This is a genomic window from Sporosarcina sp. ANT_H38, from assembly GCF_008369195.1.
Classification (GTDB): Bacteria; Bacillota; Bacilli; order Bacillales_A; family Planococcaceae; genus Sporosarcina.
This window is the reverse complement of record NZ_VOBC01000006.1, coordinates 1-16,368: the sequence shown is the minus strand read 5'-3', so window position 1 is coordinate 16,368 and position 16,368 is coordinate 1. Positions and strand designations below refer to the sequence as shown.

General features: G+C 40.8%; 24 protein-coding genes, 1 tRNA gene and 1 rRNA gene. 6 read left to right on the top strand and 20 right to left on the bottom strand.

All coding sequences use genetic code 11. The features are described from left to right. Positions 1–88: 88 nt before the first annotated feature. From FQ087_RS20760 to FQ087_RS20735, 9 genes are all read right to left on the bottom strand, one after another. Positions 89–283, bottom strand: a complete 195-nt coding sequence (locus tag FQ087_RS20760; RefSeq protein ID WP_149582511.1) for a hypothetical protein — start codon at positions 281–283, stop codon at positions 89–91. Continuing rightward, positions 267–443, bottom strand: coding sequence for a hypothetical protein (locus FQ087_RS22635; protein ID WP_188006858.1), 177 nt, complete (start codon positions 441–443; stop codon positions 267–269). The genes FQ087_RS20760 and FQ087_RS22635 overlap by 17 nt, the downstream gene beginning before the upstream one ends. After that, on the bottom strand, positions 424–561 hold the full coding sequence (locus FQ087_RS22630; RefSeq protein ID WP_188006841.1) for a hypothetical protein: 138 nt from the start codon (positions 559–561) through the stop codon (positions 424–426). Before FQ087_RS22630 ends, FQ087_RS22635 begins: the two co-directional genes overlap by 20 nt. Before the next feature lie 157 nt (positions 562–718). Then, a complete protein-coding gene (locus FQ087_RS23205) occupies positions 719–841 on the bottom strand; it encodes a hypothetical protein (RefSeq protein ID WP_255452483.1) in 123 nt (40 codons plus the stop codon). A 10-nt stretch (positions 842–851) separates the two neighbouring features. Next, a complete protein-coding gene (locus tag FQ087_RS20755; protein WP_255452482.1) occupies positions 852–1,127 on the bottom strand; it encodes a helix-turn-helix domain-containing protein in 276 nt (91 codons plus the stop codon). 152 nt (positions 1,128–1,279) lie between these two features. Then, positions 1,280–1,492 carry a hypothetical protein gene (locus FQ087_RS20750; RefSeq protein WP_149582509.1) on the bottom strand — a complete coding sequence of 71 codons (213 nt, stop codon included), beginning with the start codon at positions 1,490–1,492 and terminating at the stop codon, positions 1,280–1,282. A gap of 2 nt (positions 1,493–1,494) precedes the next feature. Next, positions 1,495–2,277: an ORF6N domain-containing protein gene (locus tag FQ087_RS20745; protein ID WP_149582508.1), complete on the bottom strand. Its 783-nt coding sequence runs from the start codon at positions 2,275–2,277 to the stop codon at positions 1,495–1,497. A 26-nt stretch (positions 2,278–2,303) separates the two neighbouring features. Further along, on the bottom strand, positions 2,304–2,636 hold the full coding sequence (locus FQ087_RS20740; RefSeq protein ID WP_149582507.1) for a DNA-binding protein: 333 nt from the start codon (positions 2,634–2,636) through the stop codon (positions 2,304–2,306). A 166-nt stretch (positions 2,637–2,802) separates the two neighbouring features. After that, entirely contained in the window at positions 2,803–3,018 is a 216-nt protein-coding gene (locus FQ087_RS20735) for a helix-turn-helix domain-containing protein (protein WP_149582506.1), read from the bottom strand. A 167-nt stretch (positions 3,019–3,185) separates the two neighbouring features. Between FQ087_RS20735 and FQ087_RS20730 the strand changes: the two genes are divergently transcribed. From FQ087_RS20730 to FQ087_RS20715, 4 genes are all read left to right on the top strand, one after another. Continuing rightward, positions 3,186–3,551: a helix-turn-helix domain-containing protein gene (locus FQ087_RS20730; RefSeq protein WP_149582505.1), complete on the top strand. Its 366-nt coding sequence runs from the start codon at positions 3,186–3,188 to the stop codon at positions 3,549–3,551. Positions 3,552–3,562: 11 nt separating this feature from the next. Further along, a complete protein-coding gene (locus FQ087_RS20725) occupies positions 3,563–4,054 on the top strand; it encodes a hypothetical protein (RefSeq protein ID WP_149582504.1) in 492 nt (163 codons plus the stop codon). A 75-nt stretch (positions 4,055–4,129) separates the two neighbouring features. Continuing rightward, entirely contained in the window at positions 4,130–4,603 is a 474-nt protein-coding gene (locus tag FQ087_RS20720) for an ImmA/IrrE family metallo-endopeptidase (protein ID WP_149582503.1), read from the top strand. 72 nt (positions 4,604–4,675) lie between these two features. Beyond that, positions 4,676–5,887, top strand: coding sequence for a tyrosine-type recombinase/integrase (locus FQ087_RS20715; RefSeq protein WP_149582502.1), 1,212 nt, complete (start codon positions 4,676–4,678; stop codon positions 5,885–5,887). A gap of 90 nt (positions 5,888–5,977) precedes the next feature. On the opposite strand, the gene groL is transcribed toward FQ087_RS20715, so the two are convergent. Together groL and groES are read right to left on the bottom strand one after the other, a co-directional pair. Continuing rightward, positions 5,978–7,609, bottom strand: a complete 1,632-nt coding sequence (gene groL / locus FQ087_RS20710; RefSeq protein ID WP_149582501.1) for a chaperonin GroEL — start codon at positions 7,607–7,609, stop codon at positions 5,978–5,980. A gap of 56 nt (positions 7,610–7,665) precedes the next feature. Then, entirely contained in the window at positions 7,666–7,950 is a 285-nt protein-coding gene (gene groES, locus FQ087_RS20705) for a co-chaperone GroES (protein WP_149582500.1), read from the bottom strand. A 185-nt stretch (positions 7,951–8,135) separates the two neighbouring features. On the opposite strand from groES, the gene FQ087_RS20700 reads away from it, so the two are divergent. After that, positions 8,136–8,873, top strand: a complete 738-nt coding sequence (locus FQ087_RS20700) for a CPBP family intramembrane glutamic endopeptidase (protein ID WP_223145620.1) — start codon at positions 8,136–8,138, stop codon at positions 8,871–8,873. A gap of 155 nt (positions 8,874–9,028) precedes the next feature. Here FQ087_RS20700 and tatC read toward each other — a convergent pair whose 3' ends face one another. From tatC to FQ087_RS20685, 3 genes are all read right to left on the bottom strand, one after another. Then, entirely contained in the window at positions 9,029–9,829 is an 801-nt protein-coding gene (gene tatC / locus FQ087_RS20695) for a twin-arginine translocase subunit TatC (protein WP_149582499.1), read from the bottom strand. Between the two features lie 17 nt (positions 9,830–9,846). After that, a complete protein-coding gene (locus FQ087_RS20690) occupies positions 9,847–10,035 on the bottom strand; it encodes a twin-arginine translocase TatA/TatE family subunit (protein ID WP_149582498.1) in 189 nt (62 codons plus the stop codon). Between the two features lie 92 nt (positions 10,036–10,127). Further along, complete coding sequence (locus FQ087_RS20685) at positions 10,128–10,778, bottom strand: redox-sensing transcriptional repressor Rex (RefSeq protein ID WP_149582497.1); 651 nt, start codon at positions 10,776–10,778, stop codon at positions 10,128–10,130. 123 nt (positions 10,779–10,901) lie between these two features. Here FQ087_RS20685 and FQ087_RS20680 point away from each other — a divergent pair, with 123 nt between their 5' ends. Then, complete coding sequence (locus FQ087_RS20680) at positions 10,902–12,830, top strand: ABC-F family ATP-binding cassette domain-containing protein (RefSeq protein WP_149582610.1); 1,929 nt, start codon at positions 10,902–10,904, stop codon at positions 12,828–12,830. A gap of 377 nt (positions 12,831–13,207) precedes the next feature. Here FQ087_RS20680 and tsaD read toward each other — a convergent pair whose 3' ends face one another. The 6 genes from tsaD to rrf all read right to left on the bottom strand — a co-directional run bounded on the left by tsaD (position 13,208) and on the right by rrf (position 16,359). After that, on the bottom strand, positions 13,208–14,230 hold the full coding sequence (gene tsaD / locus FQ087_RS20675; protein ID WP_149582496.1) for a tRNA (adenosine(37)-N6)-threonylcarbamoyltransferase complex transferase subunit TsaD: 1,023 nt from the start codon (positions 14,228–14,230) through the stop codon (positions 13,208–13,210). Then, positions 14,227–14,685 (bottom strand): ribosomal protein S18-alanine N-acetyltransferase, encoded by a 459-nt coding sequence (rimI, locus tag FQ087_RS20670; protein WP_149582495.1) that lies wholly within the window; start codon positions 14,683–14,685, stop codon positions 14,227–14,229. The genes tsaD and rimI overlap by 4 nt, the downstream gene beginning before the upstream one ends. Continuing rightward, on the bottom strand, positions 14,672–15,382 hold the full coding sequence (gene tsaB / locus FQ087_RS20665; RefSeq protein ID WP_149582494.1) for a tRNA (adenosine(37)-N6)-threonylcarbamoyltransferase complex dimerization subunit type 1 TsaB: 711 nt from the start codon (positions 15,380–15,382) through the stop codon (positions 14,672–14,674). Before tsaB ends, rimI begins: the two co-directional genes overlap by 14 nt. Further along, on the bottom strand, positions 15,379–15,831 hold the full coding sequence (gene tsaE / locus FQ087_RS20660) for a tRNA (adenosine(37)-N6)-threonylcarbamoyltransferase complex ATPase subunit type 1 TsaE (RefSeq protein WP_149582493.1): 453 nt from the start codon (positions 15,829–15,831) through the stop codon (positions 15,379–15,381). The genes tsaB and tsaE overlap by 4 nt, the downstream gene beginning before the upstream one ends. A 269-nt stretch (positions 15,832–16,100) precedes the next feature. After that, positions 16,101–16,176, bottom strand: a tRNA-Asp gene (locus FQ087_RS20655). Between the two features lie 67 nt (positions 16,177–16,243). Further along, positions 16,244–16,359: ribosomal RNA gene (gene rrf / locus FQ087_RS20650) — 5S ribosomal RNA — on the bottom strand. Positions 16,360–16,368: the final 9 nt, after the last annotated feature.

Sequence of the window (16,368 nt, the reverse complement as noted above, 5' to 3'; positions counted from 1 at the left end):
TCTCCTCCTTGTCATTTGAGGGGTTCTGCGCTAAAATAGCGGTAAGTAAATTATTCAGAACCCCAAATCCGCTGTTGTAGCAGCGGGTTTATTTTTGTTCATTTACTACTAAATTCGTCGCTTCAATAATCGTATTTACCTTTGCAGATTGAACTTCGTAAGAAGCTTTAGCTCTCATCATTTCATCTACGGATTCAGCTTGAGCAACGTCGTGAGCTAAGTCATCTAAAATTTCTTGTTCATCTTGGTACCATTGAGATAACTTGTTAATTGCTTGTTCCAAAATGTTTCCCCCTTCCTATTTCCTTTTCAAGTTCCGCCGTGGTGATTTCACTATGACAACCAGCGCATCGTTGTGGATAGCCATTTCCGTCACCAATGTACTCTCCACACCCTTCGCAGAACTCACCTTCTAAGGTCATTTCAGCGTATTCGCCCATCATTCTCACCTTCTTCCTGTTCTAGTTCCCACGTTGCGTGCTGCCAAAGTATTCCGATGTAAAACGCCACGAACGGTGCAAAGTAGAGTGCGATTTGACCTTTTTCCGCTAGTGTCAGCATTCTAATTCTCCTTTCTGTTAATAGATGGTTGAATCCCATCAAGGTGTCCAGGGTACGAGTAACCAGCTCGTGAGGAGGAAATTATTCAATGGCTCCTGGACACTTTGATAGGAGCCAAGGCTCCATATCTGTGCTATAATGTTGTTAAGAGATAGTTTCAAAGTTTCCGATTGACATTCCAGTGTCTGTCGGTTTTTTTCTGTCTAAAATTCGGTATTAATTTGGCTGCAATGCCTTTTGCTGTCAGCTTTTCGTGAAGTTTCTGCATTTCGCTTTTCATTTCAAACCTCCTAGATTAAGAATTTGATGAATCCAACAACACCTGTCATGCTGCTTAATATGTTCGACAGGATTGTTAGCCCGTCCATTCCTGCAATAAAAGCAACTAATACATCCGGTGATTGCGTCGCCGTTGACCACTTCTGGAAGATTGACATTGACGGTTCCTTTGAGCCGTTTTCGAGTTTAGACACGTCCGATTGATTGATGAACAGTTGGAAAGCTAGTTCCGCTTGGCTTAACCCTTTCCGTTCTCGGCACGCCTTTAAGATTGATCCGTAATTCACTATTTCTCCCCCGTTCGATTATTCCAAATTGGAATATGGATTCAACTAATCTTGTTATATAGTTAACTTGTAGGTGAGACCCCTCCTACAACCTCTAAATACCGCGCTACGAAAACTCCGTGTAACAAGGGGCTTGCCTGCCCCTCATCGCTTTATTCAATAGTCACATATACCAATGAATCAAGGATGTAAGTCATCGCGCCAATCATCTCTTTTAGTTCTTCCGGAGAAGCGACCACCTCTACTACATCCTTTTCTTCACCATCGACGACGCCGACCAAGCTAATAATTGCGTTATCTGACGGTGACAAAGCATCGACATTTAAAATGAAGTCCTCTGTGATTACACTTACTTTTTTTAGCACTTTTAAACACCCGCCGTTTCTGTTAGATGGTACTTCGCTAGGTTCAATTGATACTTAACCGCCAATTCCTTGATGACTGTTATATAAACACTGATAAGCTTTTTATCCTCTGCAATGACATCCAACTTAGTCACCTTGTTAATTGCCGTTTTCGAAGAACCTCTTAGCGCCATTTTCGAGTGCCTGTTTTCAAGGCGAATATCTAAATTACACGCTCCGCGGCTTTCTAGTAGTTGGTAGCTTTCGTTTCGGATTTCTCGGTAATATTGACCGCCGCCTAGTTTCATTACAATTGCGTTGATGATTCGATTTACGCTGTTTCTCCAGTCGTTGTTATCAAGAGAAAGAATGCTTACAATATTGTCGAGTTTTTCACCTTGTTCATTCATTTGTTTTTCCAAGGTAACTATATTTTGCGCTTGCAAGAGTGCTAGTTCAGAAGGCGACATTGGTTTAGGTGACAATTCAATAACTTTGTAATACTCGTCCACTAACATTTCGTACGCGTCCCAAGCTTGATCCGTGTTTAATGATTTCGCGTGTAGCCATGCCCCTTTTTCTGTCCAAAGGTAGAGCCCATTAATGTTAGATGGCAATTCGTAAATTTTACGAAACGCCCTTAGTTCGTCCCCCTCTAGACGAAGGAAGTGTTTTCCTTCTACGTAACGCCCTTTATTGTTAGTGAAGTTTTTGGAAACTACTTTTGAATCCGTTCCGTATGATTCTGCAAGTTGTGCCGTGGTTAGAACGCGTTGACCATTCTGTTTAATAATCGATAGTTTCATTGAGATTCCTCCTTTTAGTAGGTCTTTTAAACCGATGCCTTTCTCACTGGATATTTAAAGTTCGGCATATTCGCTTCAACCCAATCCGTATTTCTCTCAATCCACTGATATAGTAGATTCGTCGGAACTCTCGGGTGTCCGAACTCTCGGTTGACTGGGAAGTCCTGTCGATTAAACAACTGAGCGCATTTCGCTTCACTGATGTTAGCGAATTCCATGAACTGTCTTCTAGTCATCAATGGCTTTACTTCATATTTCTTACGTGCGTCAGCGACGCCTTGATCGTATGCTCGTTGGAACATTGCATCTAACTTCGATTCAAGATGTTGAGCGATAAATTCATCGAGTGTGACTTGCATACTAGCAATCTCCTTTCATTCCTTCACACCCACCAACCGAAATTCGAAGTCTTCGCGTAACCAATTGGCGTGGCTCCCTTCTATAGAAGAAGATCTTGGCCGACTCCGCTCTTTCGAACTTTCGTTGCTGGGTGTGAGTTGTTTGTTTTTAAACGACTCGCGGTCACTAATTACACTTTACGTGGATTATGTTGTCAAAAAAAGACGAAGTCTCTACATTGAAAATTTTTGCTATTAGTTCTAATTCTTTAATACTGATAGGTCGTTTGCCATGTTCTTTCATATTGTATCCTGATACCGTTATATCAAGCTTGCTAGCGATGAAAGTTTGAGAGACCCCTTTCGAGATTCTCAATTCACTCACCTTTTCGTGAATTTCCATCGTATCACCGCCCTTCTTAATCCACTTTTTGTGGAACTCTTAATTACATATTAACTCCACGTTAAGTGGGTGTCAACACTTTTGTTAACTTTTCGTGGAATCTATTTAACGTTACGTGAATTTTTGTTATCATAAAAGTACAAATATACAATGAGAGGATCAAATTCATGAGTTTAGGTAAGCGATTAGGACACGAGAGAACAACAAGGAATTGGTCACAAAAAATAGTTGCCGAAAAAATCGGAATTACAAATACCGTCCTATCCAATTACGAAAGAGACTATCGAGATCCAGACACCGAAACACTAACTAGATTAGCTGACCTTTACGAAGTAAGTGTGGACTATCTATTAGGTAGAACTACCAATACCAGTTCTGAACTTGTTAATGAAGATAAAGCTTTTTTTATGAGTAAGATTGCGACGGAGTTTCCTGATATTGATTTAATGTTTAAAGACATGGAGTCGTTAACAGCAGAACAAATGGAAGAGGTATATGATTACATCAAATATAAAGTGAGTAAAAATAAATAAGAGGTGAATACATGTTGAAAGGATTTTTCATCCTGCTTTTAGCTTCTATCCTGCTTGTTGGTTGTTCCGAAAGTAAAAAAGAACCAGAAGTGAATAAAGCTGACCAAGTTGAAGAGACCAAAACACTCAAAGAAATAACGCCAAATTTAATTATTTCGTATATGGAAATGTTAACTGGTGATTATTTAATGACGGATCACTATCAAACTGGTGGTAAAGAGCAACTGCAAAAGTTAGGCAAAGCAGCAGTTGACATTGATGCTATTAGTATGGAACTGAAAGAAGAATATGAACAAGATATACCGGCAGTAATAGATTTATTGAAGTTGGCTGAAACAGTTGATGAGGCAATTGACCAGATGATAAATGGAGAATTCAGTACTAAATACGATAACTCTGTAAAAGTTGGTCAAGTAGTAGGGGATATTTCTCGAGAGTATCTTGATGGTAAACTACCACCTACTATTAAAGTAATTACAGGAAAAGAAAATGCGGACGATTGAATAAACGGCGTACCACGTACGCTTTTTATTTTACCTACCAAACCAAACGTACATTCCCATTAAGGAGGTCATCACTTGCGCACTCACCTAGAGGATTACATTTATAGTTTGTACAAGTCTATCGACATAACGAATCCGGCAGAATTGGATATTTCGTTGATAGCCAAAGAAATAGGTGTCGAGATTGTATACAAAGAAAATGCATTTAGGTTCGACAATGAGATTGTGTTAGTTAGAGGCACAAAAAGAGAGGAATGGATCCAGTTCGGGCATGAGGTCTGTCACTATTTGCGACATAGTGGCAATCAATTGAATATGAATCCATTGTTTATGAGATTACAAGAATGGCAGGCTGAAAGTTTTATGTATCATTTTTGCATTCCGTCGTTCATGTTGCATGAATTAGATTTACCAAGTGATCGCAATATAGCAATTTGGGAGATTCAGAAGTCCTTCAATGTATCTCGCGAATTCGCAGAACTACGATTGGAAAAATTCATGCAACAAAAAGAAAGCCGGATAGTTTTCAGCAGGGCGATTGGATTTTGATTGCGTTCATCGGTGAAGGGGGTGGTGCAGATTAATTAATGTCTTAGAATGACAGGATGGAGGGGTAGAAAGATGTTTTGCGAAAAAATAACATTGCAGTCTGGGAAAGTCAGTTGGTCGTGCGTGGCTGATGGTCCACCAGATCCAGTAACCGGGAGACGGAATCAGATACCAAGACGCGGAAAAACGAAAAGAGAAGCAATGGATCGTGTGAATGAAGCTATCAACTCGCTTAAAAATGATAGTATCGATCAAAGAGTAGGTAAAAACATGACGTTTGATACACTCGCTAATGAATGGTTAGCTACCTATTCATTAACAGGCGTCAAAAAAAATACGATTCGGGTTCGGAAACATGAGATAGGTAATTTGAACAGTCGTATTGCAAAAGTGCCGATTGCCAATATCACTCATTCGATGTATCAAAAAATACTAAATGATATGGCCCCCGATTTTGCCAGGTCGACGTTACAAGGGATAAATATCACAGCTGGGATGATTTTTAGGTATGCGATAAGAGATAAGAAGATTAAGGATGACCCAACTGTAGGGGCAACTGTACCGAAAAAGAGGAAGACTGTTGAGGAAATCAAAGAGGATCCTGTTGAGGGATTGTATCTCGAACACGATGAACTAGAAGAATTTCTATTAGCTGTGCAAAATCACGGATTGTATTTAGACCTTGAAAGGTTTTATCTGTTGGCATTTTCGGGCATGAGGTCCGGGGAGTTATGCGCTTTGCAGAAAGATGATATGGTTTTTAAAGATGGTATCATCAAAATCAATAAAACTTTGTACAGTGAAAGCAATAATATGAGATTGTATGAATTAACTCCGCCGAAGACGGATGGATCAGTGCGAGACATTGAGATGGAGAAGCCGGTTATGGATATGTTGCAGCGCGTTGTTAAAAATAACGACAAGCACAAATTGCAATATAAACATATGTATGAAGATTTCCATGACGAAAACTTTGTTTTTTGTCGCGACAACGGTTATCCGTTTGCTCCGAAAAATATAGGGGTTAGAATGGCCCGATTGGTTGGAAAGACATCTATAAAGAAGAATGCGACGCCGCACATCTTTAGACACACTCACATTAGTATGCTTACGGAAGCTGGGGTTGAATTGCCGACTATAATGGCAAGGGTTGGCCATGAGGATATCGAAACTACGATGAAAGTTTATACACATGTTACTAACAAAATGAAAAAGGATGCTTCCGTTAAGATTAATGACATCTACGGAAACATCCTTCAAAATATTAATTTTAAACTTTCTTGATACAAATGTTAGTTTCTTGTTATGTTTTCGCTAAATAATTGAATATGAAGCGTCAGAAACCTTGATATATCAACCTTTAGGGCTGATTAATTACATCATGCCGCCCATGCCGCCCATATCAGGCATTCCGCCACCCATACCAGCTGGCTCAGGAATGTCTGCTACTACTGCTTCAGTAGTCAAGAACATAGCTGCAACAGATGCTGCGTTTTGAAGTGCTGAACGTGTTACCTTAGTTGGGTCAACGATACCAGCTTCCATCATGTTTACCCACGTAGCGTCAGCCGCGTTGAAGCCAATTCCTACTTCTTCGCGTTTCAGGCGATCTACAACGATCGATCCTTCAAGACCAGCGTTGTTAGCGATTTGACGTACAGGCTCTTCAAGCGCACGAAGTACGATTTTAACGCCTGTAGCAACGTCGCCTTCAGTAGACTCTAGTAATGCCGCTACTTTACTGTAGACGTTTACAAGAGCAGTACCACCACCAGAGACAATACCTTCTTCAACAGCTGCACGCGTTGAGTTCAATGCGTCTTCGATGCGAAGTTTACGTTCTTTCAGTTCAGTTTCAGTAGCTGCTCCGACTTTGATAACTGCTACGCCGCCTGCAAGTTTAGCAAGACGCTCCTGCAATTTCTCTTTATCGAATTCAGAAGTTGATTCTTCAAGTTGAACACGGATTTGGTTAATGCGTGCTTTAATAAGTTCTGAATTGCCGCTACCTTCAACGATTGTCGTGTTGTCTTTTGTAACGACAACTTTAACTGCATGGCCAAGCTGTGAAATATCAGCAGATTTAAGGTCAAGACCGAGGTCTTCAGTGATAACTTCCCCGCCAGTCAAAGTCGCAATGTCTTCAAGCATCGCTTTACGACGATCTCCGAAGCCTGGTGCCTTAACAGCAACAGCATTGAATGTACCGCGTAACTTATTCACAACTAGTGTTGCAAGTGCTTCGCCTTCAACGTCTTCTGCGATCATAAGAAGTGGTTTACCTTGTTGAACTACTTGTTCAAGAACTGGAAGGATTTCTTGGATGTTCGTAATCTTTTTATCTGTGATCAAGATATACGGGTTGTCCAGAACTGCTTCCATTTTGTCTGTATCGGTCGCCATATATGCAGATGCATAGCCGCGGTCGAATTGCATTCCTTCAACAACGTCCAGTTCAGTTGTGAAGCCTTTTGACTCCTCGAGCGTAATAACGCCGTCGTTTCCAACGCGCTCCATTGCTTCAGCAATAAGCTTCCCTACTTCTTCGTCTCCGGAAGAGATGGATGCAACTTGTGCAATTTCTTCTTTTCCTTCGATTTCATTCGAAATTTCTTTAAGACCTTCAATCGCTGCGATAACCGCTTTTTCAATTCCTTTACGGATTCCAACAGGATTAGCACCAGCAGTAACGTTTTTCAGTCCTTCGCGGATCATTGCTTGCGCTAGGACAGTTGCAGTTGTTGTACCGTCACCAGCGATTTCGTTCGTTTTAGACGCTACTTCAGCCACAAGTTTTGCACCCATGTTTTCGAATGCATCTTCAAGTTCGATTTCACGTGCGATTGTTACACCGTCATTCGTAATAAGAGGAGAACCAAATTTTTTCTCAAGAACAACGTTACGTCCTTTAGGTCCAAGCGTTACTTTTACAGCGTTCGCTAATATATCGACCCCACGTAGCATTGCACTTCGTGCGTCTTCATTGAATTTAATTTGTTTAGCCATTTATAAGTACCCTCCTGATATTTCGTGTATTTTTTAACTCATTGTGCATCCGTAGATTAGCCAATAATTGCTAAGATGTCACTTTCACGCAAGATCAGATATTCATTACCTTCATGTTTGATTTCAGTGCCTGCATATTTTGAGAAGAGGATTCGATCTCCTTCTTTAACTTCCAATTCGATACGTTGTCCGTTTTCAAGAACGCGTCCAGTACCTGTTGCAAAAACTTTACCTACTTGCGGTTTTTCTTTTGCAGAGTCCGGTATAACAATACCGCTTGACGTTTTTTCTTCTGCCTCGATTAGCTCGATAACAATACGGTCACCTAATGGTTTCAACAATTGAAACAACCTCCTCAGATAATATCTCCCTTTTAGCACTCGTTAGACATGAGTGCTAATACATTTCTAATCATAATGAACAATTGCATATATTGCAAGTGAAATACTCCGAACATTTTCTCTTTGCTTATCTCACTCTAAACAGCTAAAATTGACTTCATCACCAGTTGAAAGGGTGGCGCTACTTGAAGACTTGGAAAATCTATACCTATCTTTTAATCACTTATATTCTGATGCAGGTGAGCAGTGTCTTTTTGGCACAGGGTCTACTCAGTTACTTCCCTTGGAGTGAACAACAATCCGTTCAGAATATCAAATTCTATGCGAGTTCTTGGTCGCTTTTCATTGTTAATGTAATTGCAGCAAGCATTTTCTTACTTATCATTTTGAAGAGGAAAAACTTCTTCCAGGTGTTTAAAGGTAAGAAATCTACTATCGGTAATTCAGTACTTTGGGGATTCATCGGTTTCTTCCTTGCTCTAGGTGGACAAATGCTTGCTGGTGCAATTGAAATGGCGATCGGAATTGATCCGGGATCCGATAACACCGCAATCCTTTCCGACATTGCGAAGGTATCCCCAATCATCATTATTTCAATAGTACTGTTCGCACCATTACTAGAAGAAATCATTTTCAGAAGGGTTATCTTTGGCGGGATTTATCAAAAGTCGAATTTTTGGGTTGCAGCCATTGTCAGTGCTGTTATCTTTGCTGCGGTGCACAACGAATTCGAACACCTTCTAATCTATATGATGCCTGCTCTCGTCTTCTCTTACTTGTACTACAGGACGAAACGGATACTGACACCAATGATTGCCCATTTATTGATGAACGGATTTGTCGTTACCCTCAATTTAAACCTTGAGAAGATACAACAATGGCAAGAAGATATGAAGCAAGCCATAATCTTCTTTATGCACTAAGAAAAGCGGCTTTCGCCTGGAGTCTAGACAATTAAGAAAAACGTAATGCGCCTTGGTGCTGGATCTAGACAATAGTCCATATTGAAAAACGTATACTTTCTTATCAATTAAAAAAAGTCTTCCACAGCCCTAATTAGGATTGTGGAAGACTTTTTTCATTTCTGCTGTTGCTCATTAACTTCATCTATCTGACGCTGTTGTTCAGCTTTCGCCTCTTCGAATTGCCGCAGCTGTTCAGCCTTCAAGTATTTCCTGTGACCGAATCGTGATATGAAAATACTTATTTCATAAAGTGCAAACAATGGAACCGTGACGAACATATGAGACAACAAGTCAGGTGGAGTTATGAAAGCCGCAATTACAAATAGAACAAAATAAGCATATTTCCGTATCTTCACAAGTGTCGTCGGGTCCAAAATACCAAGCCTCGTTAAAAATAACAAGACGACCGGTAACTGAAAAACAATGCCAAATGGAATTAACAGTTGGAAAAGGAACGAGAAATACTCATTAATGCCGATTGTCTGAGTTATATCAAGCTCCGTGGATAAATTCATCATGAATTTCATCACATAAGGTAGCAGGACGAAATACGAAAATGAAATACCTCCAACAAACAGGAGAAATGTGAAAGGGATATAATTCAATGTCGCGCGCCGCTCAGTTTCATGCAATCCAGGTGAAATAAAGGACCATAATTGATACATAAGCACTGGTGAAATGACGATGAATGCGATAAAGACAATCACTTTCACGTAAATCATAATCGGGTCAAGTACATTGAAAGCATTTAACGCAATATTATGTGCTTCCCCATCATTTTGTAGAAACTGAATAAGTGGTTTAGCTACAAAGAAAGCACCCACGACGGCAACAACAAAGAAAACGACGATAACCATCAGCCGTTTTCTAATTTCATCTATATGCTCAATGACTGTTAAGTTTTTATCATTCATCGGACAGACATCCTAACTTACTTCAGTTCTTCTTTCTTAACTTCTACTTTTTTTACTTCGTCTTCATCTTCTACGAGACCTTTTGTAGCACTTTTGAATTCACGCAACGAAGAACCAAAGGCTTTCCCGATTTCAGGCAGTTTCTTGGGACCGAATACGAGCAAAGCAATAACAGCGATGATAATCAGACTTCCTGGACCTGGCATCTCGGACACCTCTTTCATAAGTTAGGAATTGTACTCAATCCTTCTTTTGTCCATTTTACACGAAAGCCGCCGGGATTACTATTTACGAAGCGTCAGATATGTGAATCTTTTACGTCGTTTTTTATAAAGTAAATAAGCGTTTGCAATTCGACAGACAAATCGATTGTATGAACCCGCACTGAGTCTGGTACTGTTAGCCGAACCGGAGTAAAGTTAAGGATTCCTTTCACACCGATGGCGGCAAGCTTATCTGTCACTTCTTGCGCTACTCTTGAAGGCACTGTTAGTATCACTAGTTCAATTCCTAATTCCCTAATTTTATCTTCAATCGCATCGGGAGGGAAGACTGGTATTCCACTCATCTCAGTTCCTTCACTCGAAGCTTTCGGATCAAACGCAACGACAATACGTGTGTTGTGGTTTTTATGGAAATTATATTTCATAAAAGCGTTACCTAAACTGCCAACTCCAATAAGTGCTACATCTGTCGCTTCATCCTGATCGAGTGCCTGTCGGAAAAAGGCGACGAGATATTTTACATCATAGCCATAACCTTTACGACCAAGTGCCCCGAAATGTGAAAAATCACGTCGAATTGTGGCGGCATCAATTTTCATAGCCTCACTTAATTCACTGGATGATATTCGTTTCTTTCCTGAATTCGCAAAATTTTGCAAAAACCTATAGTATAAAGGCAAACGCTTTGATGTCGCCTGTGGAATTTTGATTGTTTCCTCTATCATCTTAACCCTCCTGAGTGTATCTAAAGGCGTTTCTATCGTACAGTAGATAATGAATGTTGTAAAGTCGACCGTTGCACGCTTGACGCCATTCATTTAAACTGAAGAGGAATAGAGGTGCTTTCTTTGATTGTATTACAAGTGAACGGACTAACAAAATCATTTTCAGGAACAGATATATTAGAAAACGTAAAACTCGAAGTCCAACATCGCGACCGCGTCGCACTTGTTGGGCGTAACGGAGCCGGCAAGTCGACATTACTCAAAATAATTGCAGGTGAAATGAGTGCTGATTCAGGTGATTTAATAGTCCCTAAAGACACTCGGATTGGATACCTTGAACAGCATTCAGGCATTGATTCTGTATTATCGGTTTGGGAAGAGATGATGACCGTATTCGAACCGCTACATATTATTGAAAGGCGGCTTCGGTCACTTGAAGGTGAAATGTCAGACCCGTCTGTCTACGATAACCCGAGCGACTATGAGCGTGTGATGAAGGAATACGATGCACTACAAATCGATTTCAAAGACTCTGGCGGCTATCAATATGAATCCGATATTCGTTCTGTGCTTCACGGGATGCGTTTTTATCCTGATGATTACAGCAAAAACGTCAATCTTCTCTCCGGAGGTCAGAAAACACGATTGGCACTTGCGAAAATGCTACTTAGTAAACCAGATCTCCTCATTCTCGATGAACCGACAAACCATCTGGATATCGAAACGCTCGGTTGGCTTGAGAAATATCTTGTGTCATACGAAGGAGCAATCTTGATTGTATCCCATGACCGCTACTTTCTAGATGAAATCGTAACCATTGTCTACGAAGTATCGAGGAAAAAAGTAGCCAAGTTTACAGGGAACTATAGTGCGTATCTTGACGAAAAAGCGAAAAACTATGAACGTGATCAAAAGCTTTACGTGAAGGAAATGGGTGAAAAGGCCAAGCTTGAGGACTTCGTGCAACGAAACATAGCGAGGGCATCCACATCTAAAATGGCAAAAAGTAGACGGAAAACGCTTGAAAAGACCGACTGGATGGACTCTCCCGATGGGAATGAAAAATCCGCAAACTTCACCTTCTCAATTGATCGTCCCAGCGGAAATGACGTGTTGGCACTTGAAAGTCTAGCAGTCGGTTATGACGGAACTCCTGTTTCAACTGGCATCGATATGCGTGTTTATAAACAAGACCGTATTGCACTTATCGGGCCAAACGGCGTCGGAAAGTCAACAATTTTAAAGACAATCGTCAAGTCCCAAGAGTCACTAGCGGGCAAAATTCGTTATGGTACAAATGTTCAATTTGGCTATTACGACCAAGAACAAGCGACACTTATCGGAACTGGTAGCGTTCTTCAGGAGCTATGGGATGATTGGCCAATGATGAATGAAAAAGACGTTCGCTCTGTACTTGGACGCTTTTTATTTACCGGCGAGGATGTTGAGAAGTCTGTCACTTCCTTATCAGGTGGAGAAAAAGCTCGTTTATCTCTTGCTAAATTAATGTTACAAAAGTCCAATACACTTATCCTTGATGAGCCGACAAACCATCTTGACTTGGATAGCAAAGAAATTCTTGAAAATGCATTGGATGACTTTCCAGGTACACTTATCTTCGTGTCACATGACCGTTACTTTATCAACCGCATTGCAACAAAAGTAATCGACATTAGTGCAACGGGTACAACCGAATACCTCGGTGATTATGATTACTTCATTGAGAAAAAACTGGAACAGGAAGAGCTGCTTGCCGAATCAAATGCTTCTAAAGCAACTGCAACTACTATCATTGAAAGAAAAAATGATGACGATAAAGAGTTAAAAAGGCAGGAAAGAAGACTGACTAGAGCAATTGACGAAGTCGAATCTCGAATGTCTATTTTGGAAAGTGAAATCGTAGTACTGCAAGACGAACTTTCCACGCCTGAATTTGCAGACGATCATGTGAAATTAATGGACCTACAGGCACAGATAGACGCACTCCAGTTGGAACATGACAGTAAATCAGAAAGCTGGCTTGATCTTCAAGACGAACTAGAGTCATTGTAAGAAAAATATAAACGTCACGATTACTCCAGAACGAATGGGTTAATCGTGACGTTTTGTCATTTCTTACTGTCGTATCCTATCAGATAAAGTACGAGATGATATTCTCGGAAAAATATTTTCCACAACTTTATCCACACATAAAATGAAGTTATAGCTGTAGCAGATTACTATTATCCACATCATCAACAAATGATCCATTTCTTATACACATAGTTATCCTCTAATCATAGTTACTAAATGTACATATACAATTGTTATGCACAACTTATCCACAGTTGTGCATAAGTACGAATGTTCCCTATTGACATATTGAAAAAGGCCTTGATAAAAAAACACGAAAGTTGTCATAATATGACGACTTTCGTGTTTTTATTTATTTACTGTTTCCATGAAACAAGGGGCATGCCAGGCTTGCCATTCATGGCAAGATTTCCGCGTATTCCATCTATAAACATGGCTGATCCAGCTGCCGCTATCATGGCCGCATTATCCGTGCAAAGTGCGATTGGAGGAACATAAAAAGGAATATCTTCATTCTTAAATGTTTCTTCTAGAGAAGAACGTAACCCTTTATTCGCCGCCACACCGCCTGCGGCAATTACCTGTTTTACACCGAACTCTTTCGCTGCCTTCAACGCTTTCGTTGTCAACACTTCAACCACACTCGCCTGAAAACCAGCCGCGATATGATGAGGGTTAACCTCCTCACCTTTTTGGGCAAGATTATGCTTATAATTAATAACCGATGATTTTAAACCGCTAAAACTAAAGTCATAAGAACCCGGTTCTAGCCACGCTCTAGGGAACACAATTTGACCATCACTTTCGGCTGCCAGCTTGTCGATTTGTGGACCACCCGGGTAAGGAAGGCCAAGTACACGTGCAACCTTATCATAAGCTTCGCCAGCAGCATCGTCACGGGTTTCTCCAACCAGTTTAAACGAACCATGCCCTTCCATTATTACAAGCTCTGTATGGCCTCCTGAAACGATAAGGGCAAGAAGTGGAAACTCCATGGGTTGCATCAGTTGGTTAGCATATATATGTCCCGCAATATGATGAACGCCAATAATCGGCAAACCATTGGCAAAAGCGAATGCTTTCGCAGCATTAACACCTATTAACAAAGCCCCAACTAAACCGGGTCCTTCAGTCACAACAACTGCATCAAGCTCTACAGGTTTTAGTTCTGCAATCGCAAGTGCTTCCTCAATCACTAGTGTAATTTGTTCAACATGGTGTCTGGATGCGATTTCTGGTACAACCCCGCCAAACCTTTTTTGACTAGCAATTTGAGATGCTACGACATTTGAAATAATTTCCGTTCCATTTTTTACGACGGATGCAGCCGTTTCATCACAACTTGTTTCAATCCCTAAAATATAGATATCTTTTGTCATTTGAACTCCACCCACATGACGAGCGCATCTTCATGGTCGTCTGTATAATAGTTTTTCCTGATTCCGCCGTCCTGGAAACCAAGCTTACGGTAAAGGTTTTGAGCCGTATTATTGGTCATCCGCACTTCCAGTGTCATTAAACGGACTTCTTTTTCTTTACAAAGTGCAATCGCTTGTTTCATCAAAGCTTCGCCGATACCATTGCCCCTTAAACGGGTTCGTACCGCAACATTTGTAATATGACATTCATCTAGTACTATCCACATTCCGCAATGTCCGATAACTTCCCCTTCATCGACTGCAACAACATAATGCGCATAATCATTTCCGGTCATTTCATGCTCAAAAACTTCTGCAGTCCACGGCGTAGCAAATGATTCTTTTTCGATTTCGACAACAGAAGTAATATCCTCTATTCCCATTTCTCTATAAATAATCTCTTTATGCACGATCATTGTCCTTTCCCTGCTCTTTTAGCCAGTTTGCCTCTGCTTCAGCAAGACGTCGATATTCCGGAACAAATGCATGTATATCCGTTTCTGGTTCTGATTGAGCGGCAATATAAATAAGTGACGATGCCCGAGGTAGATTAAATTGAAGAGGTGCTACCACTGCATGTTGTCCAAGAAGTTCAATAAGTTTTTGCTCATGTATTGCCGCATCTTTTCCAACAAATAATATAGGGCTGTTGTGCTGCTCAAGTAAATCATGCAACTCTTCAAGAGAGTAGTGACCATCCTCAATTATTTCAGTAAGCTTTCCTCCACCGTATTGATAAACACCTGCGTAGACATTGCCTCGTCTTGCATCGACAATTGAACAAACAAGACCATTGAAGAATAGCGCATTCGCCGCCAATGCTTTTAAAGTGGATACGCCAACAAGAGGTTTACCAAGTGTCCAGGCAAGTGTCTTCGCTATTGTCACTCCAATTCGTGCGCCTGTATAAGAACCAGGTCCTTCCGAAACAGCGATTGCATCAATATCCGCAGGTACTAAATCTGCTTTTTTTAATAACTCTTCAATTGTTGGCATAGCACGTAACGAGTGGTTAATAGCCATTGCTGAAGTTTCTTCTATTAATAGTTCTCCATCTTTCACAAGTGCAACCGAAATGGGTGTGTTAGCCGTATCTATACCTAGCCAGATCATAAGAATATCCCCTCGCAAATCTTTTCATATCTTTCACCAATCGGCGTAAATATAATTGTCCTTTTATCTCCGCCTCCATGAACAAGCTGAATTTCCAGACGTTCCGCAGGTAGATCATCTTTAATAAGATGTGCCCACTCTATAACGGATATGGCATCTCCGTAAAACAGTTCATCCCAACCAAGATCCTCATCACTGCCAGCTAAACGATAGACATCGAGATGATTTAATGGATAGTTACCTTCGTATTGTTTGATGATTGTGAATGTCGGACTGTTGACCGTGCGCGTAATGCCCAGTCCTTTTGCAAGTGCCTTTGTAAAAGTCGTTTTACCTGCTCCTAAATCCCCTTCGAGTGTAAGTACATCCGGTGGTGTAAGAAGGGATGCAAGATTCGTTGCAATCTGTTCTGTCTCCTCGACATAATTTACTTCTATTTCCCAAGTCATGGCTTATTTCCTTTCTGCTTCTTTGCTATAGTGTACCGAAAACATGATCTATCAGAAAGTAACAACGCTTATATATGTGTTTTCGGAGGGTAGTTGTTTTGTATTTCTAACGTTGTCTTCTTTTGTGAGAGCATTGTTTAGTTTTTTGCTTACTTTTTACAGAGCGTTGACTTCTTCAAAAAAATATATTTGTTAAATTCTAAAATTCTAGATACAAAAAAACCGACTCCGGAATTAATCCCTGAATCGGTTCTGAATTTAAAGTTAAATGGCGGTCCCGACCGGGATCGAACCGGCGATCTCCTGCGTGACAGGCAGGCATGTTAACCGCTACACCACGGGACCTAAATATGTATTGATTTTCGACGTTATAACTAAATTCACCACATTTATGTCGAAAGTAAATGTGTGAGACCGGCGACGTCCTACTCTTGCAGGGGGAAACCCCCAACTACCATCGGCGCTGAAGAGCTTAACTTCCGTGTTCGGGATGGGAACGGGTGTGACCTCTTCGCAATCGTCACCAGACTCTTTGAG